This is a genomic window from Actinoalloteichus fjordicus (assembly GCF_001941625.1).
GTDB lineage: Bacteria > Actinomycetota > Actinomycetes > Mycobacteriales > Pseudonocardiaceae > Actinoalloteichus_A > Actinoalloteichus_A fjordicus.
Map to the genome: position 1 here is coordinate 5,481,511 of NZ_CP016076.1, position 15,684 is coordinate 5,497,194.

The window sequence follows — 15,684 nt, forward strand, 5'->3', positions numbered from 1 at the left end:
ACGCCGGTGGGGGTCTCACCGGAGGCGGCCGTCGGCGCAGGCGTGATCCGGACTGCGAGCGATGCGGACGGCTCCTCACGCCAGGAGTGAGGGTGAGCCAGAGGGCGCAGCCGAACCGCCGCAGCCGAGGCCATGTCCCCACGCTCGTGGGGGTGTCACCTGATTCGGTCGACGCCGCAGCATGACGTCCGAGACCGTTCCGCACCCGCGTGGAGTGGTGCCCCACCGGTTCGGCGCCGTCGATGCGATCGAATTCGGCGTCGTCGATTCTGCGCCGCGTCATGTCGTCGAATCACGCCGGTGTCGACGGCGATTCCGGAAACCGAGCCGAATGATTGCCGCAGGCGACCGACCGCTTTTAGCCTGGGCGCTCATCGACTCGGCCGACGCGCGGTCGTCGCCCCGGTCAGACCGCCGTGTCACGCGAGGGACAGTGCCGACGTCCGAGAATCGCCAGGCGCGTGACATCGCCGAGCACGATTCGTGAGGAGTCCAGCAGATGCTCCATCGACGTCTTCGCCCACTACTCGGCATCGTCGCCGCAGGTGCGCTGATCACCACGCTCTCGCCGGCAGGCTACGCCGAACAGGACCCATCGCCCGTCGAGGTCGCGACCTCGACGGGATCAGCCGAGACTCCCGCTCCGACGGGCTCAGCAGACGGCGCGGTCGCGGCCGATCGCGCGGACCTCGCCCAGGACTGGAATCCGCCGGGTCATCTGGTGCAGCCGCTGGCCGAGGTCTGGAATCACGTGGAGACCACCTACCCGGATCTGTACGGATTCCGCAATTACGGCTGGGATCAACTCGTGGCGAACAACGGTCAGATCAATTACTGCGTCCGCTGGGATTCCGCCGCGCCGGTGTCCGCGCAGTTACGCGACCAGATTCACACCGCGCTGCGGCGACAGGTGTCCAAGTGGATGGGCACCATGCAGCAGGGCGTGCTCGGCTGGCCCTATGCCGAGGTCGGTGTGAACATCGTCGGCTGGGCGGTCCGCGACCGGTCGACCCTGCAGTGGAACGACGACTCGGTCGACATCTACGTCAACGACATCCGCGAGAACGCCCCGCAGTGCGCCGAGGTCTGCGGACGGTTCTTCAACCAGAACGGCGACTACTCACGATGCCCCGGCGGCGCGGCGCGGCATTACGACCAGTCGCTGTGGCTGACCGCAGGCATGGGCGGCGGCGCGGGCGGCGACTGGGGGCAGCGCATCGGCAGCGAGTACATGGTCAACTCGCTCGGCCAGGACAACATCCACATCCTGTTGCACGAGATCGGCCACACCTTCGGGCTGGACGACTTCTACGACTGGACTCCCACCGGCGTGGGCGGGTTCCTGATGAAGGCGGGCACCGCCTCGCAGGTCACCGAGTTCGACGCCTGGATGTTCAAGGACTTCTGGCGACATCTGCGCAGCCGATACGGCCTCTGACCACCGGAGCCTTCAGTCACCTCGCGACGGCGGGCCGGCTACCGCGCCAGCACCCGGCCCGCCGCTGCCTGTCCTCAACCGCAGGCGGTCCGGCCGAACTCGGCCGCCACGTCAGCCGAGACGGCGGGCGACTCGCCCGCGAGCAGGCAGGCGGTACAGGGCATCCCCTCGCCGGGGGCGACGGTCTCCGCCTGAGCGCTCGGCAGCCTGGTCCCGCAGCGAGCCAGCAGCGTCGAGCCCTCGGGCACCTCGGGTGTGCAGAGATGCACCACCCGCCGAGCCATGCCGATGACGTCGGATCGGCTCGTCAACCGAGCCAACACCAGCGGCGCACCGCTGCGCTCCGACAGTTCCTCCTGCGGCGGGCCTAAGAGCACGTCCTGACACTCGAGACAGTCCCGCACGCCCACGGCAGGCACTCCCGGCTCGACCTCGAACGGCCCCGGCCGGATCGCCACGACCCGCCCGCACACCGTGGTCGCCTCGACGCCGGGCGGCGGCCTGCACCCGAGGAGGACATGCCGGTCCAGCAGCAGGCCGAACCTCGGCAGCGTGTCCTGGTGGTATCGCTCGCCCGTCGTGGGCACTCCCGCAGACCTTCGGCGGGTCTGTCGGACTCGATCTGACGGCCACCCGTCCCCCCTCGGTGATCGCACGTCGTCTCCTCTGCTCAGCGGCGCGAGCCCGAGATCGACCCGGTCGACCGGGTCGACGCCGGGAGAGCCCCGTCGATGATCGGTGCGGCCCGACGAATCGGGGTCGATCGCGGCAGCCCGACACCCGCCGAAGACCGGGGAGGCGCCGCAGGACGGGTTGCGGGCGCAGCGGGACGGTCGTGCCCCAGGTGCGAACGCGGCTTCCCGGACTGCCCGGTCGAGGATTCCCCCGCCGAGCCCCCGGGCGGGAAGCACAGCGGACACGGGGACATCGGGGTCGCCGCGTCCGCCGGACGTAATGCCGCACCACAGACCGCCACGGTCACCGAATGATAGTTGGGGTCCATCCGGTGTTCCAGGCTGCGGAAGACGCCGATCCAACGACGACCGCCTCCACCGGCCGGCTCGGAGCCGCGCCCAGAGTTCATCGCGGACCGCGCACTGCTCGACGCGACGGCCTGGTTTCACCGGGCATCGGCAGGCAGGCGACGGTCCGGGCAGCGGTGATCGTCGACGACGGCCGTGCCGAGTGGCAGGCGGATCGACATCGAGGACCCCCGCACCGGCAGGACCGATGTCGGGTTCGGTCTACCCGACGCCGGCCGGAGACTCGGGCGGCCGACACCGGGTGTCTCATGGTCGGCGAGACCCTCGGCTGCGGAGACCAGGACATCGCGATCACTCCCCTCACTGGCGCCACGCCGGACAAGCGTGGCGGTCTGGGGCTCGGGCGGGCGAGGAGTGAAGCCGATAGTCCCGACCCAACCGCGCGACCGAAGGCGCCGGTCGAGGCGGGCCTGATCCACGCCGCAGGCACGATCAGGCGGATCGGAGACGGGAGACCTGTTCGGCCAGGTCGCGGGCGTCGCCCTGCCCGGCATGCAGTTCAGCGGCCTGCTGCACCCACCCCAGGCGGTCCAGCAGCCGCGAGGATCTGACGCCGTCCATCCGCTGTAGCACCTCGGCGCCTGCCCGGACCCCGCCGGAGACCTCGCCTGCCCGAAGCCGGTTGACCGCGATCGCGATCAGATCGGACGTGCGGGACCGCGCGTCCGTCTCCGCTCTCATGTCGAAGGAGCGGGTGGCGTGCTCGAGGCCCGCCCCGGAGAACGAGCGGTCCCGAGCCGACAGTGCGGTGTAGGCCATCCCGGCGATGCCCTCGATCTCGGCCTCGCTCATGAAGGCGAGCCAGGACGGCACGTCCTGATCGGACTCCCTGGCCAGCTCCTCGGCGGCCCTGGTGAGCTGCACCCTCGTCTGCCCCGCGTTGCCGAGCTCCGCGTAGGCCCATGCCTCGTTCAGATGCAGCAGGGCGACCGCGCGCGGGGAGTTCGCGTCCTGGGCCGACATCTGCCCGAGCTGGAAGACCTTCAGTGCGTTCCCCGGCTCGCCGTCGTGCAGATACACCCGCCCCATCTGGAAGAGCACCTTCGCCGCCAGCGCGTGTTCCCGGCTCTCCTTGGCCAGCACCAGCGCGTTGGCGAAATGGCGGACCGCGTGTCTGGTCGACCCGAGGTCGAACGACACCCAGCCCGCCAGTGAATGCAGGTCCGCGAGGGTCTGTTGTAATCGAGTGCGCACCGCGTCGCTCGCGGCGGCCTCCAGCAGCCCGTCCGCCCATTCCAGGTGCGCGGTGACCGCCGAGCGGACGGAACCGCCGCCGTATCGATCGTCTTGAGCACGGAAGAAGCCGATCGTCGCCTCCAGATTCGCGACGTCCTGCATTCCGACTCGGCTCGGCCTCGGCCCCGGTTCGGGGAGCACGCGAATACTCTCCAGTTCGCTGGCGCTCAAACCCACGACGGCGGCCTTGGCTACCAGGCCGAGAAAGCCTCGACGCTCCATGTCGCTGTCTCCTTCCGTCTGTTCTCGCAGATCGACGGCCTGCACACCGTCATATGCCAGACCCATCAATCCGCGTGGCACACCGAGACCGTCGGCGATACGAGACAGCACGTCATAAGCCATCACCTGCCGACCGTTCATGATCTCGGAGATCTCCGGCTGCGCCTGGCCGGTGAGTCCCGCGATCCTGCGTTGTGAGACGCCGCGCCGCTTGAGCTGCCGATAGACCGCGCCGATATCGCGGACCGCCAAGGACGCGCGCATCTCTGGTTCGTGCCACACCGCCGGATCAACGGGTGCCTTCGGACTGTCGCCGGCTGTGTTCATGCCGCCCCCCTATACCGCTCCCCGCCGCTCAACGTATCCGATCGCAGGTAGCGGAGGAGGATTTCGGAGCAAGGTGATAGGCCAAGCAGATCACCCGCCCGGATCATGGCCGGGCAGGCACCGAAGTCCGTCAAAAGTCGATCTTCATCGGCAACGACTCGGCGGCGTCGCGCGGCATATCGGCGGTGTTCGGCGCTGAACAGCGAATCGTCGGTTCAATCGTTGATCGACTCGATTATTGTCGCCGCATCTTTCTGTCGGAAATGCGATGCGTGCGCCCGAAGAACGCCACGGGAACGGCGGAGGGGCCGCGCTGGCCGCCTCGCCTGGAGACCGCACCCTGTCCTCTCAGGCGGTCCGCCGCGCGACCCGTCAGCACGGCTCCCCCAGCAGATCCCGTACCAGCCCGCCCACCTGCTCCGTCTCCACCAGGAAGCCGTCGTGGCCGTAAGGCGATCGGATCAGCCGAAGGGCCGCGCCGGGAATGCCCTCGGCCAAGGCCCGCTGCTGAGCCACCGGGTAGAGCGCATCGGTGTCCACGCCTGCCACCAGCGTCCGGGCCGTGATCCTGCACAGTGCGGCGTCGATCCCACCCCGGTCGCGCCCCACGTCATGGGAGTTCTTCGACTCGACGAGCACCACATAGCTGCCCGCATCGAACCGTCGCAGCAGTTTGTCGGCCTGATGGTCCAGATAGGACTCGATTGCGAACCGCCCGCCCCGGCCGGGCTCCTCCCCGGCCTGCGGCCGCCTGCCGAACCGCTCGGCCAGTTCGCCCTCGCCGCGATAGGTGGTGTGCGCGATGCGCCGCGCGACGCCCAGGCCTGCGTCCGGGCTGGTGCTGTGGCGGTGATAGTCGCCGCCGTGCCAGTGCGGATCGGCGCGGATGGCGTGCAGTTGGGTCGACGCCCAGGCGATCTGCTGCGCGGAGGATGCCGCCGGGCAGGACAGCGCCAGCAGCGCGTCGACGCGATCCGGCAGGCCGACGGCCCATTCGAGGGCCCGCATCCCGCCCATCGAACCGCCGAGGACAGCTGCCCAGACGTCGATGCCGAGCGCGTCGGCGAGGCGCGACTCGGCGGCGACCTGGTCGCGCACGGTGATCCGGGGGAAGCGGGCCCCCCACGGTTTGCCGTCCGGGCCGGGAGAGGACGGTCCCGTGCTGCCCTGACAGCCGCCGAGGGCGTTGGGGGCGACGATGAATCGTCGATCGGTGTCGAGCGGCCTCCCGGGACCGACGAGGCCCTCCCACCAGCCCGGCGTGGGGTGACCCGTGCCAGCCGGGCCGACGACGTGGCTGTCCCCGGTGAGGCCGTGCAGGACGAGCACGGCGTTGGAGCGGTCGGCATTCAGCGTGCCCCAGGTCTCGTAGGCGAGCCGCACGCCGGGCAGCAGCACCCCGGACTCCAACCGCAGTGCCGTGTCGAGCGCCGCCCACCGCCGGCCGCCGGGATCGTCGCCGTCTCGCCAGAACCGGCCGACCGGGGTGGGCGATCCAGCTGGGGCACGGGTCACAGGTGCGCCTCGGCCGCCCGGAAGCCTGCCTCCAGGTCCGTTCGCAGGTCGTCGACGCCCTCCAGCCCGACGGCCAGCCGGACCAGGCCGGGCGTCACGCCGGAGGAGCGCTGTTCGACCTCGGACAGCTGGCTGTGCGTCGTGCTGGCCGGGTGGACGATGAGGCTGCGGACGTCGCCGATGTTGACGAGCTGGCTGAACAGCTCGGTGCCGTCGACGAACGCGCGACCGGCCTCGACGCCGCCCCGCAGCTCGAAGGAGACGACCGCGCCCGCGCCGCGCGGCAGGTACGTCTGCGCCGCGTCGTGGAACGGGCTGCTCGACAGGCCTGCGTAGTAGACCGTCGCGACCTCGTCCCGCGACTCCAGCCATTCGGCCAGCGCCTGGGCGTTCGCGACGTGCCGCTCCAGGCGCAGTGACAGCGTCTCGATCCCCTGGAGGATGAGGAAGGCGTTCAGCGGGGCGATGGCCGCCCCGGTGTCGCGGAGCACCTGCACGCGCAGCTTGGCGGCGAAGGCACCGGGTCCGAGGGCCTCCCAGTACTTCAGGCCGTGGTAGCTCGGGTCGGGCTCGACGAAGCCGGGGAACCGCTCGCCCGCGCCGAAGTCGAAGGTGCCGCCGTCGACGACCACGCCCGCGATGGTCGTCCCGTGCCCGCCGAGGTACTTGGTCGCCGAGTGCACCACGATGTCGGCGCCGTGCTCGATGGGCCGCAGCAGGTAGGGGGTGGGCACGGTGTTGTCGACCACCAGCGGCACCCCCACCTCATGGGCGAGGTCGGCGACCGCGCGGATGTCGAGCACGTTGCTGCCGGGATTGGCCAGCGACTCGGCGAAGAAGAGCTTCGTGTTCGGCCGGGCGGCGGCCCGCCACGCGGCCAGGTCGTCCTGGTCGTCGACGAAGGTGACCTCGATGCCGAGCTTGGGCAGCGTGTAGTGGAAGAGGTTGTAGGTGCCGCCGTAGAGCGACGGGCTGGAGACGAGGTGATCGCCCGCGCTCACCAGATTCAGGATCGCGCCCGTGGTCGCCGCGGAGCCGGAGGCGAAGGCCACCGCCGCGACGCCGCCCTCCAACGCGGCGATGCGCTGTTCGAGGACGTCCTGGGTCGGGTTCATGATGCGCGAGTAGATGTTGCCGGGCTCGGCGAGGCTGAACAGGTCGGCGCCGTGCTGGGTGTCGCGGAAGACGAACGACGTGGTCTGGTAGATCGGCGTCGCCCGCGCCCCGGTGGCCGGGTCCGGCGCCGCGCCCGCGTGCACCTGTTTGGTCTCGAAGGACCAGCCTGCGGTGTCCGGTGCCGACGGCTCGGGGACGGGGGTCGTGTCGGGTGCCTCGACGGTCATCGGTGGACTCCTCCTGGGGACGCGGCCGCCACGACGTCAGGCCGGGTCGGACGCCGGATCGACCGGTGTCCGCACCGCCTCGGCGCGCGGCCGGGATCGACGGTGGCGGCCGAACGCCACCGGTCGTGACGTCGTCGCCATCCTGTCGGCGAGGCTAGGTTGCTCCCAACAGCCGGTCCACCATGTCCACCATGTGGGCTGATCTCTACTCGTTCGAGTGAAATCAGGACCCGGAACGACGAGCGGGCCGCCCCATCCCCACCGGGATCGGACGGCCCGCCTTCTCGGTCACCTCCGCCGGATCAGCGTCCGCCGAGGCCCTTGTCCAGACCTGCGCGGCGCAGGGCGTCGGCCATCGCGCCGCCGCCGGAACCCGCGCGATCCCGGTCGCGGCCGTTCCCGCCACGCCCGCCGCCGGAGTTCCCGTTGCCGCCCCGAGCCGTGTGGCCGCCGGAGCCCGACCGGCCACGGCCGGCGCCGCGCCTGCCGTCGCCGCCGTTCTGGTTCCCGCCGTCCCGATCGCGTCGGCCGTTGCCGCCCGATCCGTTGCCGCCGCGCGCGTCGACCTCGTCCTGAAGGCGCAGGGTCAGCGAGATCCGCTGGCGCGGCACGTCCACCGAGAGGACCTTCACCCGGACCACGTCCCCGGACTTGACCACCTCGCGGGGATCGCTGACGAAGTCGTTCGACATCGCCGAGACGTGGACCAGTCCGTCCTGATGGACGCCGACGTCGACGAACGCGCCGAAGGCCGCGACGTTGGTGACCACGCCCTCCAGCAGCATCCCCGGCACGAGGTCGCCGATCTTGTCCACGCCCTCCTTGAAGGTGGCCGTGACGAAGGCGGGCCGGGGGTCGCGGCCGGGCTTCTCCAGTTCCTTGAGGACGTCGGTGACCGTCGGCAGACCGAACTTCTCGTCGACGAACTGCTCCGGGGAGACGGCGGCGAGCGCCCGGCCGTTGCCCAGGACGGCGCCGATCTCGGTCTTTCCCGCGTCCAGGATGCGGCGGACCAGCGGGTACGCCTCCGGGTGCACGCTGGTCGTGTCGAGGGGGTCCTCCCCGCCGGGAATGCGCAGGAAGCCCGCGCACTGCTCGAAGGCCTTCGGGCCGAGGCGGGCGACGTCCTTCAACGCCTTGCGCGACCGGAACGGCCCGTTGCCGTCGCGATGGGCCACGATGTTCTCCGCCAGGCCCTCCCCGATGCCCGACACCCTGGTCAACAGCGGCGCCGACGCGGTGTTGACGTCGACGCCCACGGCGTTCACGCAGTCCTCGACCACCGCGTCCAACGAGCGGGAGAGCCGAGCCTCGGCCAGATCGTGCTGATACTGCCCGACGCCGATGGACTTCGGATCGATCTTGACCAGCTCCGCGAGCGGGTCCTGGAGGCGCCGCGCGATGGACACCGCGCCCCGCAGGGACACGTCCATGCCGGGCAGCTCCTGCGTGGCGTAGGCCGAGGCCGAGTACACCGAGGCGCCCGCCTCGGACACGACGGCCTTGGTCAGCTTCAGCTCCGGATGCCGCGTGATCAGCTCGGCGGCGAGCTTGTCGGTCTCCCGCGAGGCCGTGCCGTTGCCGATCGCGATGAGGTCGACCCCGTGCCGCTGGGCGAGGCGGGCCAGGACGGCCAGCGACTCGTCCCACTTCCTCGCGGGCACGTGCGGGTAGATGGTCTCGGTCGCGACGACCTTGCCGGTGCCGTCGACCACGGCGACCTTCACTCCGGTCCGGAAACCGGGGTCCAGTCCCATCGTCGCCCGGCTGCCCGCCGGGGCGGCGAGCAGCAGATCACGCAGGTTGGCGGCGAACACTCGCACCGCCTCCTCCTCGGCCGCCTGGCGCAGCCGCATCCGCAGGTCGATGCCGAGGTGGGTCAGGATGCGGGTCCGCCAAGCCCAGCGCACGGCGTCGTTCAGCCAGCGGTCGGCAGGCCGTCCCTTGTCCGCGATGCCGAACCGGGCCGCGATCCGCGTCTCGTACTCGGTCGGTCCCGGTCGGGTCCCGGCCTGCTCTTCGGCCGGGTCCGTCGGGGAGGGATCGACGACCAGGTCGAGCATCTCCTCCTTCTCGCCTCGGAACATCGCCAGGATGCGGTGCGAGGGCAGCCGGGTGAGCGGCTCGGAGAAGTCGAAGTAGTCGGAGAATTTCGCGCCCGCGTCCTCCTTGCCCTCGCGGACCCGGGCGGACAGTCGGCCCTGGGTCCACATGTGCTCGCGCAGTCCGCCGATCAGATCGGCGTCCTCGGCGAAGCGCTCGACGAGGATCGAGCGGGCACCCTCCAGCGCGGCCTGGACGTCCGCAACGCCCTTGTCCGCGTCGATGAAGCCCGCCGCCTCGGCCTGGGGATCGTGCGACGGATCGTCGAGCAGGCGCTCGGCGAGCGGTTCGAGCCCGGCCTCGCGAGCGATCTGCGCCTTGGTGCGCCGCTTGGGCTTGTACGGGAGATAGACGTCCTCCAGCCGTGCCTTGGAGTCCGCCGCCATGATGCTGGCCTCGAGCGCCTCGTCGAGCTTGCCCTGCGATCGGATCGAGTCCAGGATCGCGGTCCGGCGCTCCTCCAACTCGCGCAGATAGCGGAGTCGCTCCTCCAGGTTGCGCAGCTGCACGTCGTCGAGGGTGCCGGTCACCTCCTTGCGGTATCGGGCGATGAAGGGCACCGTCGCCCCGCCGTCAAGCAGCTCGACCGCCGAGCGCACCTGGGTCTCCCGCACACCCAGCTCGTCGGCGATCTTGGAATGAATGGACGTCGTCACTGTTAGAGCCCGCCTCCATTGCGTCACGGTCGCCGTGCATTCTGCCGCGCTGCGGCCCGCGACCGGTGCGCCGCCCGCCGTCGGCGCGTCCCGGTCGCGAGGCCTCCTGTCGATCAGTGCGCCGCGCCGCCGAACAGCCAGCGGGTCGCCTCCACCTCGACGAGCACGGTCGTGTCCACGCCGTAACCGGGCTCGGTGAGATCCCAGCCGTCGTACTTCTCCGCGAAGGCCGCGACGATCTCCGGGTGGAGCACCCGGTGCACGACGGCCCGTCCCTCGGCCACCACCGGGGCCTCGCCGTCCGGCAGGGCCAGCGACACTCGCGGCTCGGCGATCAGGTTGCGCGCCTTGCGGCTGCCCTCCCCGGTGCTGACCCACCAGGTGCCGTCCCGGTAGACGAACCAGACGGGCGCGACATGCGGCGATCCGTCCGGACGCACCGTGCACAGCATTGTGGTGCGCTCGGTGTTCAGTCGCTTCGACGCCTCGACACTCAGTTCAGCCATCGACCCATCCCACCAGCTCGGCGTGCGCGGCCCGCACTCGGCTCTCCGCTCGGCACCGGCCGTGCTCGGTTCGGGGTGGGCACGGCGGCTCAGCCCCATTGTCCAGAAAGGACGCAGACGGGGCGGGTCGGTCCATCGTGGTGGGAGCCGTCGCGGCGCACGGCGGTCGGGTGACTGGTCCCCGTGTGGCAGGCCACCGGGCAGCGTTCGAGGTCCCCCGCCTGCCCACCAAGGAGGCGATGCCGTAGATGCCGGACGGAGTCGCGGGCACGGCAGACGACGATCCGACCGGCGCCCGCACGACCCGCAGGCGGGCGGCCTGGCATGCCTGATGCGGTCGTGTTTCGCTGCGACGACAGGGCGCGAGCCGTACGCGGAGTATCGACTGACGGTCTGGCCGAACCGCTGCGGACCACCAGCGACGCCCACGTCGTGACAGGCGGTCCGCCCGAGCGGCCCGGCGGCAGGCGCCTAGTCGTCATTCCACCAGAAGTGCCGCCTGAATGCGTGTCAGCACCGCAGGCACGTCCACCTCGGTGACCACCCGGACCGCCGGGCGGTTCGGGCCCGGGTCGACCTCGGTGGTATAGCCGCGCCGGTCGATCAGGGTCGCGCCCCGAGTCCGGCTGCCCGCCTGCTCCACGACGACCGGATGCTCCTCGTATTCGGCGAGGTCCGGTTCCAGCAGCAGCACGGCGGCCAGCGGGTCGTGCATGACGGTGCCCAGTTCGCCCTTGCCCTCGTACACCGCGTAGGCCTCGCGATAGCGGCGGGCCCACGCCGTCATGGCGCGGGCGCGCACACCGGGCGCGGCGGCGACGGTCTCCCACCACGGCGCGCCCGCCCACACCTGGAGCGTGACGTCCACCGGCACGATCATCAGCGGGAAGCCGGCGCTCAACACCTGGTCGGCGGCCTGCGCGTCGTGGGCGGCGTTGGCCTCCGAGTGGGCCGTGATGTTGCCAGGCCGATGGAAGGCGCCGCCCATCCAGATCACCGAGCGGACCAGGCGCGGCAGGGCCGGTTCGAGGTGCAGGGCGAGTGCGAGGTTGGTCAGCGGCCCGAGCGCGAGGATCGACAGCTCGCCGGGGTTCTCGCGGCAGAGCCGGGCCAGTCGGACGGCCGCGTGCTCGTCGACCGGCCGCGCCGAGGCGGCGGGTCCGGCGGCGCCGGACAGGCCGTCGTCGCCGTGCACGAACCCGCCGCCGGACAGGGCCGACCGATCCAGCGGCAGTTCGGCGCCGACGGCGACCGGCACCGCGCCGAGTCCGCCGACTTCCAGGATGCGCAGGGCGTTCTCCGCAGCGGGCCGAGCGGCGAGATTGCCGTGCACGCTGCCGACCGAGACGATCTCCACCCGGTCGCGCTGGGCGGCCAGATAGAGCAGTGCGACGGCGTCGTCCACCCCCGGATCGGTGTCGACGATCACTCGAATCGGTGCCATCGGGCGTGCTCCCTCCATCGTGCCGCCGTGCTTCGCAATAGTCCGGCCCGCAGTAGATCACGTTGGGGGGCGGCGGCCGGGCGGTCACCGCGCACCCGTGGAATCAGGCCGCCGCGTCCCCCGCGCTGATCAGTCTCGGTGATCGTCAGGTCGATTCTCGTTCGCCGACACTGAGCCTGACTGCGCCCCGAGTCGGCGACCATCCAGCGTGGGTTGTGACCCGGGTTTCCCCGCCCACGCCGCGGCCGAGGCGGTGCCCGCCGACGAGAGTCAGCCCGGCACCTCGGCAGGCACCACGTCGCGGTACCGCCGATAGGCCGCCTTCTCCCACCCACTCGTTCCCTCGATCTCCTCTGGCGACAGCGGATCGGGCAGCGGTCCCGCGTGGAACGCCTCGCGCGCCGCATCGTCGACCCACTGCGAGTAGGCGAGTGCTCTGGTGCCGTCCACACTGCGATGCAGGTAGAGCGCCGTCCGTCCCGGCACCGGTCTGGCGGCCGCGTCGGTCCACGCGTCGAGCAGCCGCGCCTGTGCCTCGACGTCCTCGGTCCGCATCGTGGTGATCTCGATGCTGCCCGCCGCACGGTGGTCGACGCCTGCCGTCGTCGCACCCGCGCCGATGGCGCGGTGCAGCCGGTAGCGAACCACGCCCGGCCGCTCTATGCCGGGAACGTCCTCATCGATGCTCCGGACCATCGCCGGACGCCGGGTTCGCATGAAGGCCAGATGATCCGGGTCGCTCCGCCACTGCGCGTAGTTGAGCACCGTGGTGCCGTCCAGGCTCAGCAGGCAGGTGAGAGCAAGGAACCCGGCAGGCCAGGGCGGCTGCTCCCATTCGCCGATCAGCGAGTCGGATGCGGCGCGCTGCCGCTGTGGCGATCCGACGATCCACGGACTGATCAGGATCGTTCCTACGTCAGATCGGCTCGCCACGCGTCGTGACTGGCGTCCTGTGGTCATGTCAAAAGCTCCGCTCATCACGTCGGGGGGGGAACACGATCATCCTGCAAGCCGAACCAAGGTTCAGGTCAATGGCCGGCACCGATCGGCGAGGAGTGGTTGCCGATCCGAATCGATGCCGGGACGGCTGCCGGGAAGACTGCCGGGAAGACTGTCGTGCCGACCCCAACGGCGCGAGGTACTCGTTCGTCGGGCTGCCGACCAGCGTCCGCGAAGGACTTTCACGGCTCACGCGCCGGATGGGGCGCACCGATACCGGAGCCGACTTCATCGTCCGCCCGGACGGCGAACGGGTGTTCCTGGAAGCCGATTCCGGACCGCAGTTCGACTGGTTGGAATCAGCGACCGGCACCGACGTGGTCGGCGCGATGGCGCGACGACTGGCGAAGGGGCTCACGTGACGGTCACCGCATGGCCGGGTCTTGCCGACGACCCGGTGAACGAACCCGTCGCAACGGGCAAGGTCTCCTCGGGCGCGGCGAGGCGGCGGGTCCGCAGTAGACCACGGGTCGACGGGAGTCCGGCGGGTGGTCGGGTCGGCTGCGATATCCGGATGCGGGCGGGCGGTCGCGCGGCTACCTTTCCGGCGGAGTCGATCGCCGACGACGAGGGGAGCCAGGATGCGGGCCGACGACGGGACGACGCGGGTCGTCATCGAGGAGTTCCCGGTCTCGACGTCGGCGGCGGGCCCGTACGGCGTCGCCGCCGGGCCGGACGGCGCGTTGTGGACCACCCTCGTCCACGCGGGCGCCATCGCGAGGGTGGCGACCGACGGCGAGGTCCGGGTACATCCGCTGTCCTCGGCGACGGGCGGCCCCACCGTCATCGTCCCCGGCCCGGACGGCGCCCTGTGGTTCAGCGAGTATCGAGGCCACCGGCTCGGCCGGATCACCACCACAGGCGAGGTCGCCGAGTTCGACCTGCCGACGCCGGAGGCGGGTCCGTACGGCGTGGCCGCCGGGGCCGACGGGGCGCTGTGGTTCACGGAACTGGCGGCGAACCGCATCGGTCGCTGCACCGTCGACGGCGAGGTCACCGAGTTCCCGCTGCCCGTCCCGGACGCCATGCCCTCGGCGATCACGGCCGGTCCCGACGACGCGCTGTGGTTCACGCTGAACCAGGCGAACGCGATCGGCCGCATCGACCTGCGCGGCGCCGTCACGCTTCGACCGCTGCCGACGCCCGCCGCCGCGCCGGTCGGCATCACCCTCGGCGGCGACGGTGCCCTGTGGTTCGTCGAGATCGGGGTGAGCGCCGTCGGCCGGATCAGCGTCGACGGCGAGATCACCGAGTTCCCGCTGCCCGACTCGAACGCCCGTCCCCATGCCGTCGTCGCGGGCCCGGACGACGCCTGCTGGTTCACCGAGTGGGGTGGCAACGGGATCGGGCGCATCGAGTATGGCGGCCGGACCGAGCGGTTCCCGCTGCCGACTCCGGCCTCCGAGCCGCACGGCATCGCCCTCGGCCCGGACGGCGCGCTCTGGGCGGCGTTGGAGTCCGGGGCGCTTGCCCGGGTCTCCCTCGGTCCGGGCGGCTGATCGGCGGGGTCCGGCGTCCGGCGTGCTGCCGCCGTCCGCGACCGGCTGCTGTGCGGCGGCCTGCTGGAACGAATCCCACGTGCCGTCACCACCGTAACGGCGGTGCCGTTTCCACCACGTCTGCCACGCCCCCGAACTCGACCGGCACATCGCGACAGGCCAGCCCGCACCAGAACCGGTAGATGATCCCCTCGGCCACCCGGCGGTGATCAGCGAACGGCCGACCCGGTAGGCCATCCGACGAAGGCAGCAGCCGTTCCAGCCGGCGCAGGACCGCACCGGTCGACACGAATCAGCCTGCCGAATCCACACATCCCAGCGGAATCCGCCTGGCCGGACGCAGTTCTTCTACCGGTAGCCGAGCGACACCCGAGTGCAGGCAGGGCCCCTCTGACCGGACCCGGCGCCTACGGCAACGACGCCCAGAACGACTGCAGAGCCGTGACCGTCGCGTCCGGCCCTTCCATCATCCACCAGTGGTTGAGCCCCGCCAGCTCCGCCGTACGAGCGCCGAGCCCGAGGGCCATCTCCCTGGATCGGGCCGGGTCGTCGGAGTCGTCGGCGGTCGCCCGCAGCACGAGGCCGGGCGCCGACGTGGGCCGGGACATCTCGGCACCCCAGTCGGCGAAGATGTTGGGCGTCGCCGACCGGTAGAGCGCGAGGATGCTCTCGCCCATCGTGTCGTCGATGTCCTTCTCGATCTGTGCCGCGTCCGTCGGTGTCGGGCAGGACGCCAGCAGCGCGGTCTTCATCCAGCCGGGTTCACCGGGGCGACCGCCTGCGTCGGCGGACGCGGCCACGAACGCCGCCATCCAGTCCTCGCCGCGACCGGGAGTGCGCCAGATCTGCGCCATGTCGTGCCAGACGACGTCGCGGTGCGTCACCGAGGCACAGTCCACCGCCCAGCTGCGCACCGGGACGTCAAACGCGGTGACCACCCGCAGCACGATGCCTGCTCCCCAGTCGTGCCCGACGACGTCGACCGGGCCGTCGATCCCCCGCAGCTCCGTGGCCAGCCACTGCGCGTACTCGTCCTTCGTGGCGCCGAAACCGGCGGGCCTCGGCGCACCGAAACCGGGCAGGTCGAGGGCCACGCTCGGCACCCCGGCGTCCGCTAACCGCGCACGCACGCCGTTCCAGATCACGCCCGTCTCCGGGACCCCGTGCAGGAACACTGCAGTCACATCCGGCTCCTCATCTGTAGTTCGCGACTGTTGATCACGCTACCTACAGGGCTGCGGCGGGGCGGCCACCGGCGGTCGACCGCATCGACCACCGTGGCCCTCACCTCGTCGAACGCGGATTCTGCAGCGCCCCACAGTGGCGCGGCCTCACGACCCGCTACGACGAACT

At 71.1% G+C, this 15,684-nt stretch carries 12 protein-coding genes; 3 read left to right on the forward strand and 9 right to left on the reverse strand.

Annotated elements, in window-relative coordinates:
- Positions 1–499 precede the first annotated feature (499 nt).
- Positions 500–1,438, forward strand: a complete 939-nt coding sequence (locus tag UA74_RS23290; RefSeq protein WP_232237385.1) for a hypothetical protein — start codon at positions 500–502, stop codon at positions 1,436–1,438.
- Positions 1,439–1,512: 74 nt separating this feature from the next.
- On the opposite strand, the gene UA74_RS23295 is transcribed toward UA74_RS23290, so the two are convergent.
- From UA74_RS23295 to UA74_RS23330, 8 genes are all read right to left on the reverse strand, one after another.
- Complete coding sequence (locus tag UA74_RS23295) at positions 1,513–2,025, reverse strand: hypothetical protein (RefSeq protein WP_075742164.1); 513 nt, start codon at positions 2,023–2,025, stop codon at positions 1,513–1,515.
- 888 nt (positions 2,026–2,913) lie between these two features.
- The gene (locus UA74_RS23300) at positions 2,914–4,266 is read right to left on the reverse strand and encodes a helix-turn-helix domain-containing protein (protein ID WP_075742165.1); all 1,353 of its coding nucleotides are present in this window, start codon (positions 4,264–4,266) and stop codon (positions 2,914–2,916) included.
- Positions 4,267–4,638: 372 nt separating this feature from the next.
- Positions 4,639–5,781: a homoserine O-acetyltransferase MetX gene (metX, locus tag UA74_RS23305; protein WP_075765483.1), complete on the reverse strand. Its 1,143-nt coding sequence runs from the start codon at positions 5,779–5,781 to the stop codon at positions 4,639–4,641.
- Positions 5,778–7,124 carry a bifunctional o-acetylhomoserine/o-acetylserine sulfhydrylase gene (locus tag UA74_RS32365; RefSeq protein ID WP_075765485.1) on the reverse strand — a complete coding sequence of 449 codons (1,347 nt, stop codon included), beginning with the start codon at positions 7,122–7,124 and terminating at the stop codon, positions 5,778–5,780. The genes metX and UA74_RS32365 overlap by 4 nt, the downstream gene beginning before the upstream one ends.
- Positions 7,125–7,426: 302 nt before the next feature.
- The gene (locus tag UA74_RS23315; RefSeq protein ID WP_075742168.1) at positions 7,427–9,883 is read right to left on the reverse strand and encodes a Tex family protein; all 2,457 of its coding nucleotides are present in this window, start codon (positions 9,881–9,883) and stop codon (positions 7,427–7,429) included.
- Between the two features lie 113 nt (positions 9,884–9,996).
- On the reverse strand, positions 9,997–10,389 hold the full coding sequence (locus tag UA74_RS23320; protein WP_075742169.1) for a pyridoxamine 5'-phosphate oxidase family protein: 393 nt from the start codon (positions 10,387–10,389) through the stop codon (positions 9,997–9,999).
- A gap of 478 nt (positions 10,390–10,867) precedes the next feature.
- Positions 10,868–11,833 (reverse strand): nucleoside hydrolase, encoded by a 966-nt coding sequence (locus UA74_RS23325; RefSeq protein WP_198042837.1) that lies wholly within the window; start codon positions 11,831–11,833, stop codon positions 10,868–10,870.
- 270 nt (positions 11,834–12,103) lie between these two features.
- On the reverse strand, positions 12,104–12,793 hold the full coding sequence (locus UA74_RS23330; RefSeq protein ID WP_198042838.1) for an antibiotic biosynthesis monooxygenase: 690 nt from the start codon (positions 12,791–12,793) through the stop codon (positions 12,104–12,106).
- Between the two features lie 239 nt (positions 12,794–13,032).
- On the opposite strand from UA74_RS23330, the gene UA74_RS32370 reads away from it, so the two are divergent.
- Positions 13,033–13,194, forward strand: coding sequence for a hypothetical protein (locus UA74_RS32370; protein ID WP_157434401.1), 162 nt, complete (start codon positions 13,033–13,035; stop codon positions 13,192–13,194).
- Between the two features lie 219 nt (positions 13,195–13,413).
- Positions 13,414–14,331, forward strand: a complete 918-nt coding sequence (locus UA74_RS23340) for a Vgb family protein (RefSeq protein ID WP_075765489.1) — start codon at positions 13,414–13,416, stop codon at positions 14,329–14,331.
- 407 nt (positions 14,332–14,738) lie between these two features.
- Here the strand turns inward: UA74_RS23340 and UA74_RS23350 are convergent, their stop codons facing one another.
- Complete coding sequence (locus UA74_RS23350) at positions 14,739–15,515, reverse strand: alpha/beta fold hydrolase (RefSeq protein ID WP_075742174.1); 777 nt, start codon at positions 15,513–15,515, stop codon at positions 14,739–14,741.
- Positions 15,516–15,684 lie beyond the last annotated feature (169 nt).

Coding starts and splice junctions, on each gene's coding strand:
- UA74_RS32370 (WP_157434401.1), top strand. CDS start 13,033: ATGGGGCGCACCGATACCGGAGCCGACTTCATCGTCCGCCCGGACGGC.
- UA74_RS23320 (WP_075742169.1), bottom strand. CDS start 10,389: ATGGCTGAACTGAGTGTCGAGGCGTCGAAGCGACTGAACACCGAGCGC.
- UA74_RS23300 (WP_075742165.1), bottom strand. CDS start 4,266: ATGAACACAGCCGGCGACAGTCCGAAGGCACCCGTTGATCCGGCGGTG.
- UA74_RS32365 (WP_075765485.1), bottom strand. CDS start 7,124: ATGACCGTCGAGGCACCCGACACGACCCCCGTCCCCGAGCCGTCGGCA.
- UA74_RS23330 (WP_198042838.1), bottom strand. CDS start 12,793: ATGACCACAGGACGCCAGTCACGACGCGTGGCGAGCCGATCTGACGTA.
- UA74_RS23325 (WP_198042837.1), bottom strand. CDS start 11,833: ATGGCACCGATTCGAGTGATCGTCGACACCGATCCGGGGGTGGACGAC.
- UA74_RS23340 (WP_075765489.1), top strand. CDS start 13,414: ATGCGGGCCGACGACGGGACGACGCGGGTCGTCATCGAGGAGTTCCCG.
- UA74_RS23290 (WP_232237385.1), top strand. CDS start 500: ATGCTCCATCGACGTCTTCGCCCACTACTCGGCATCGTCGCCGCAGGT.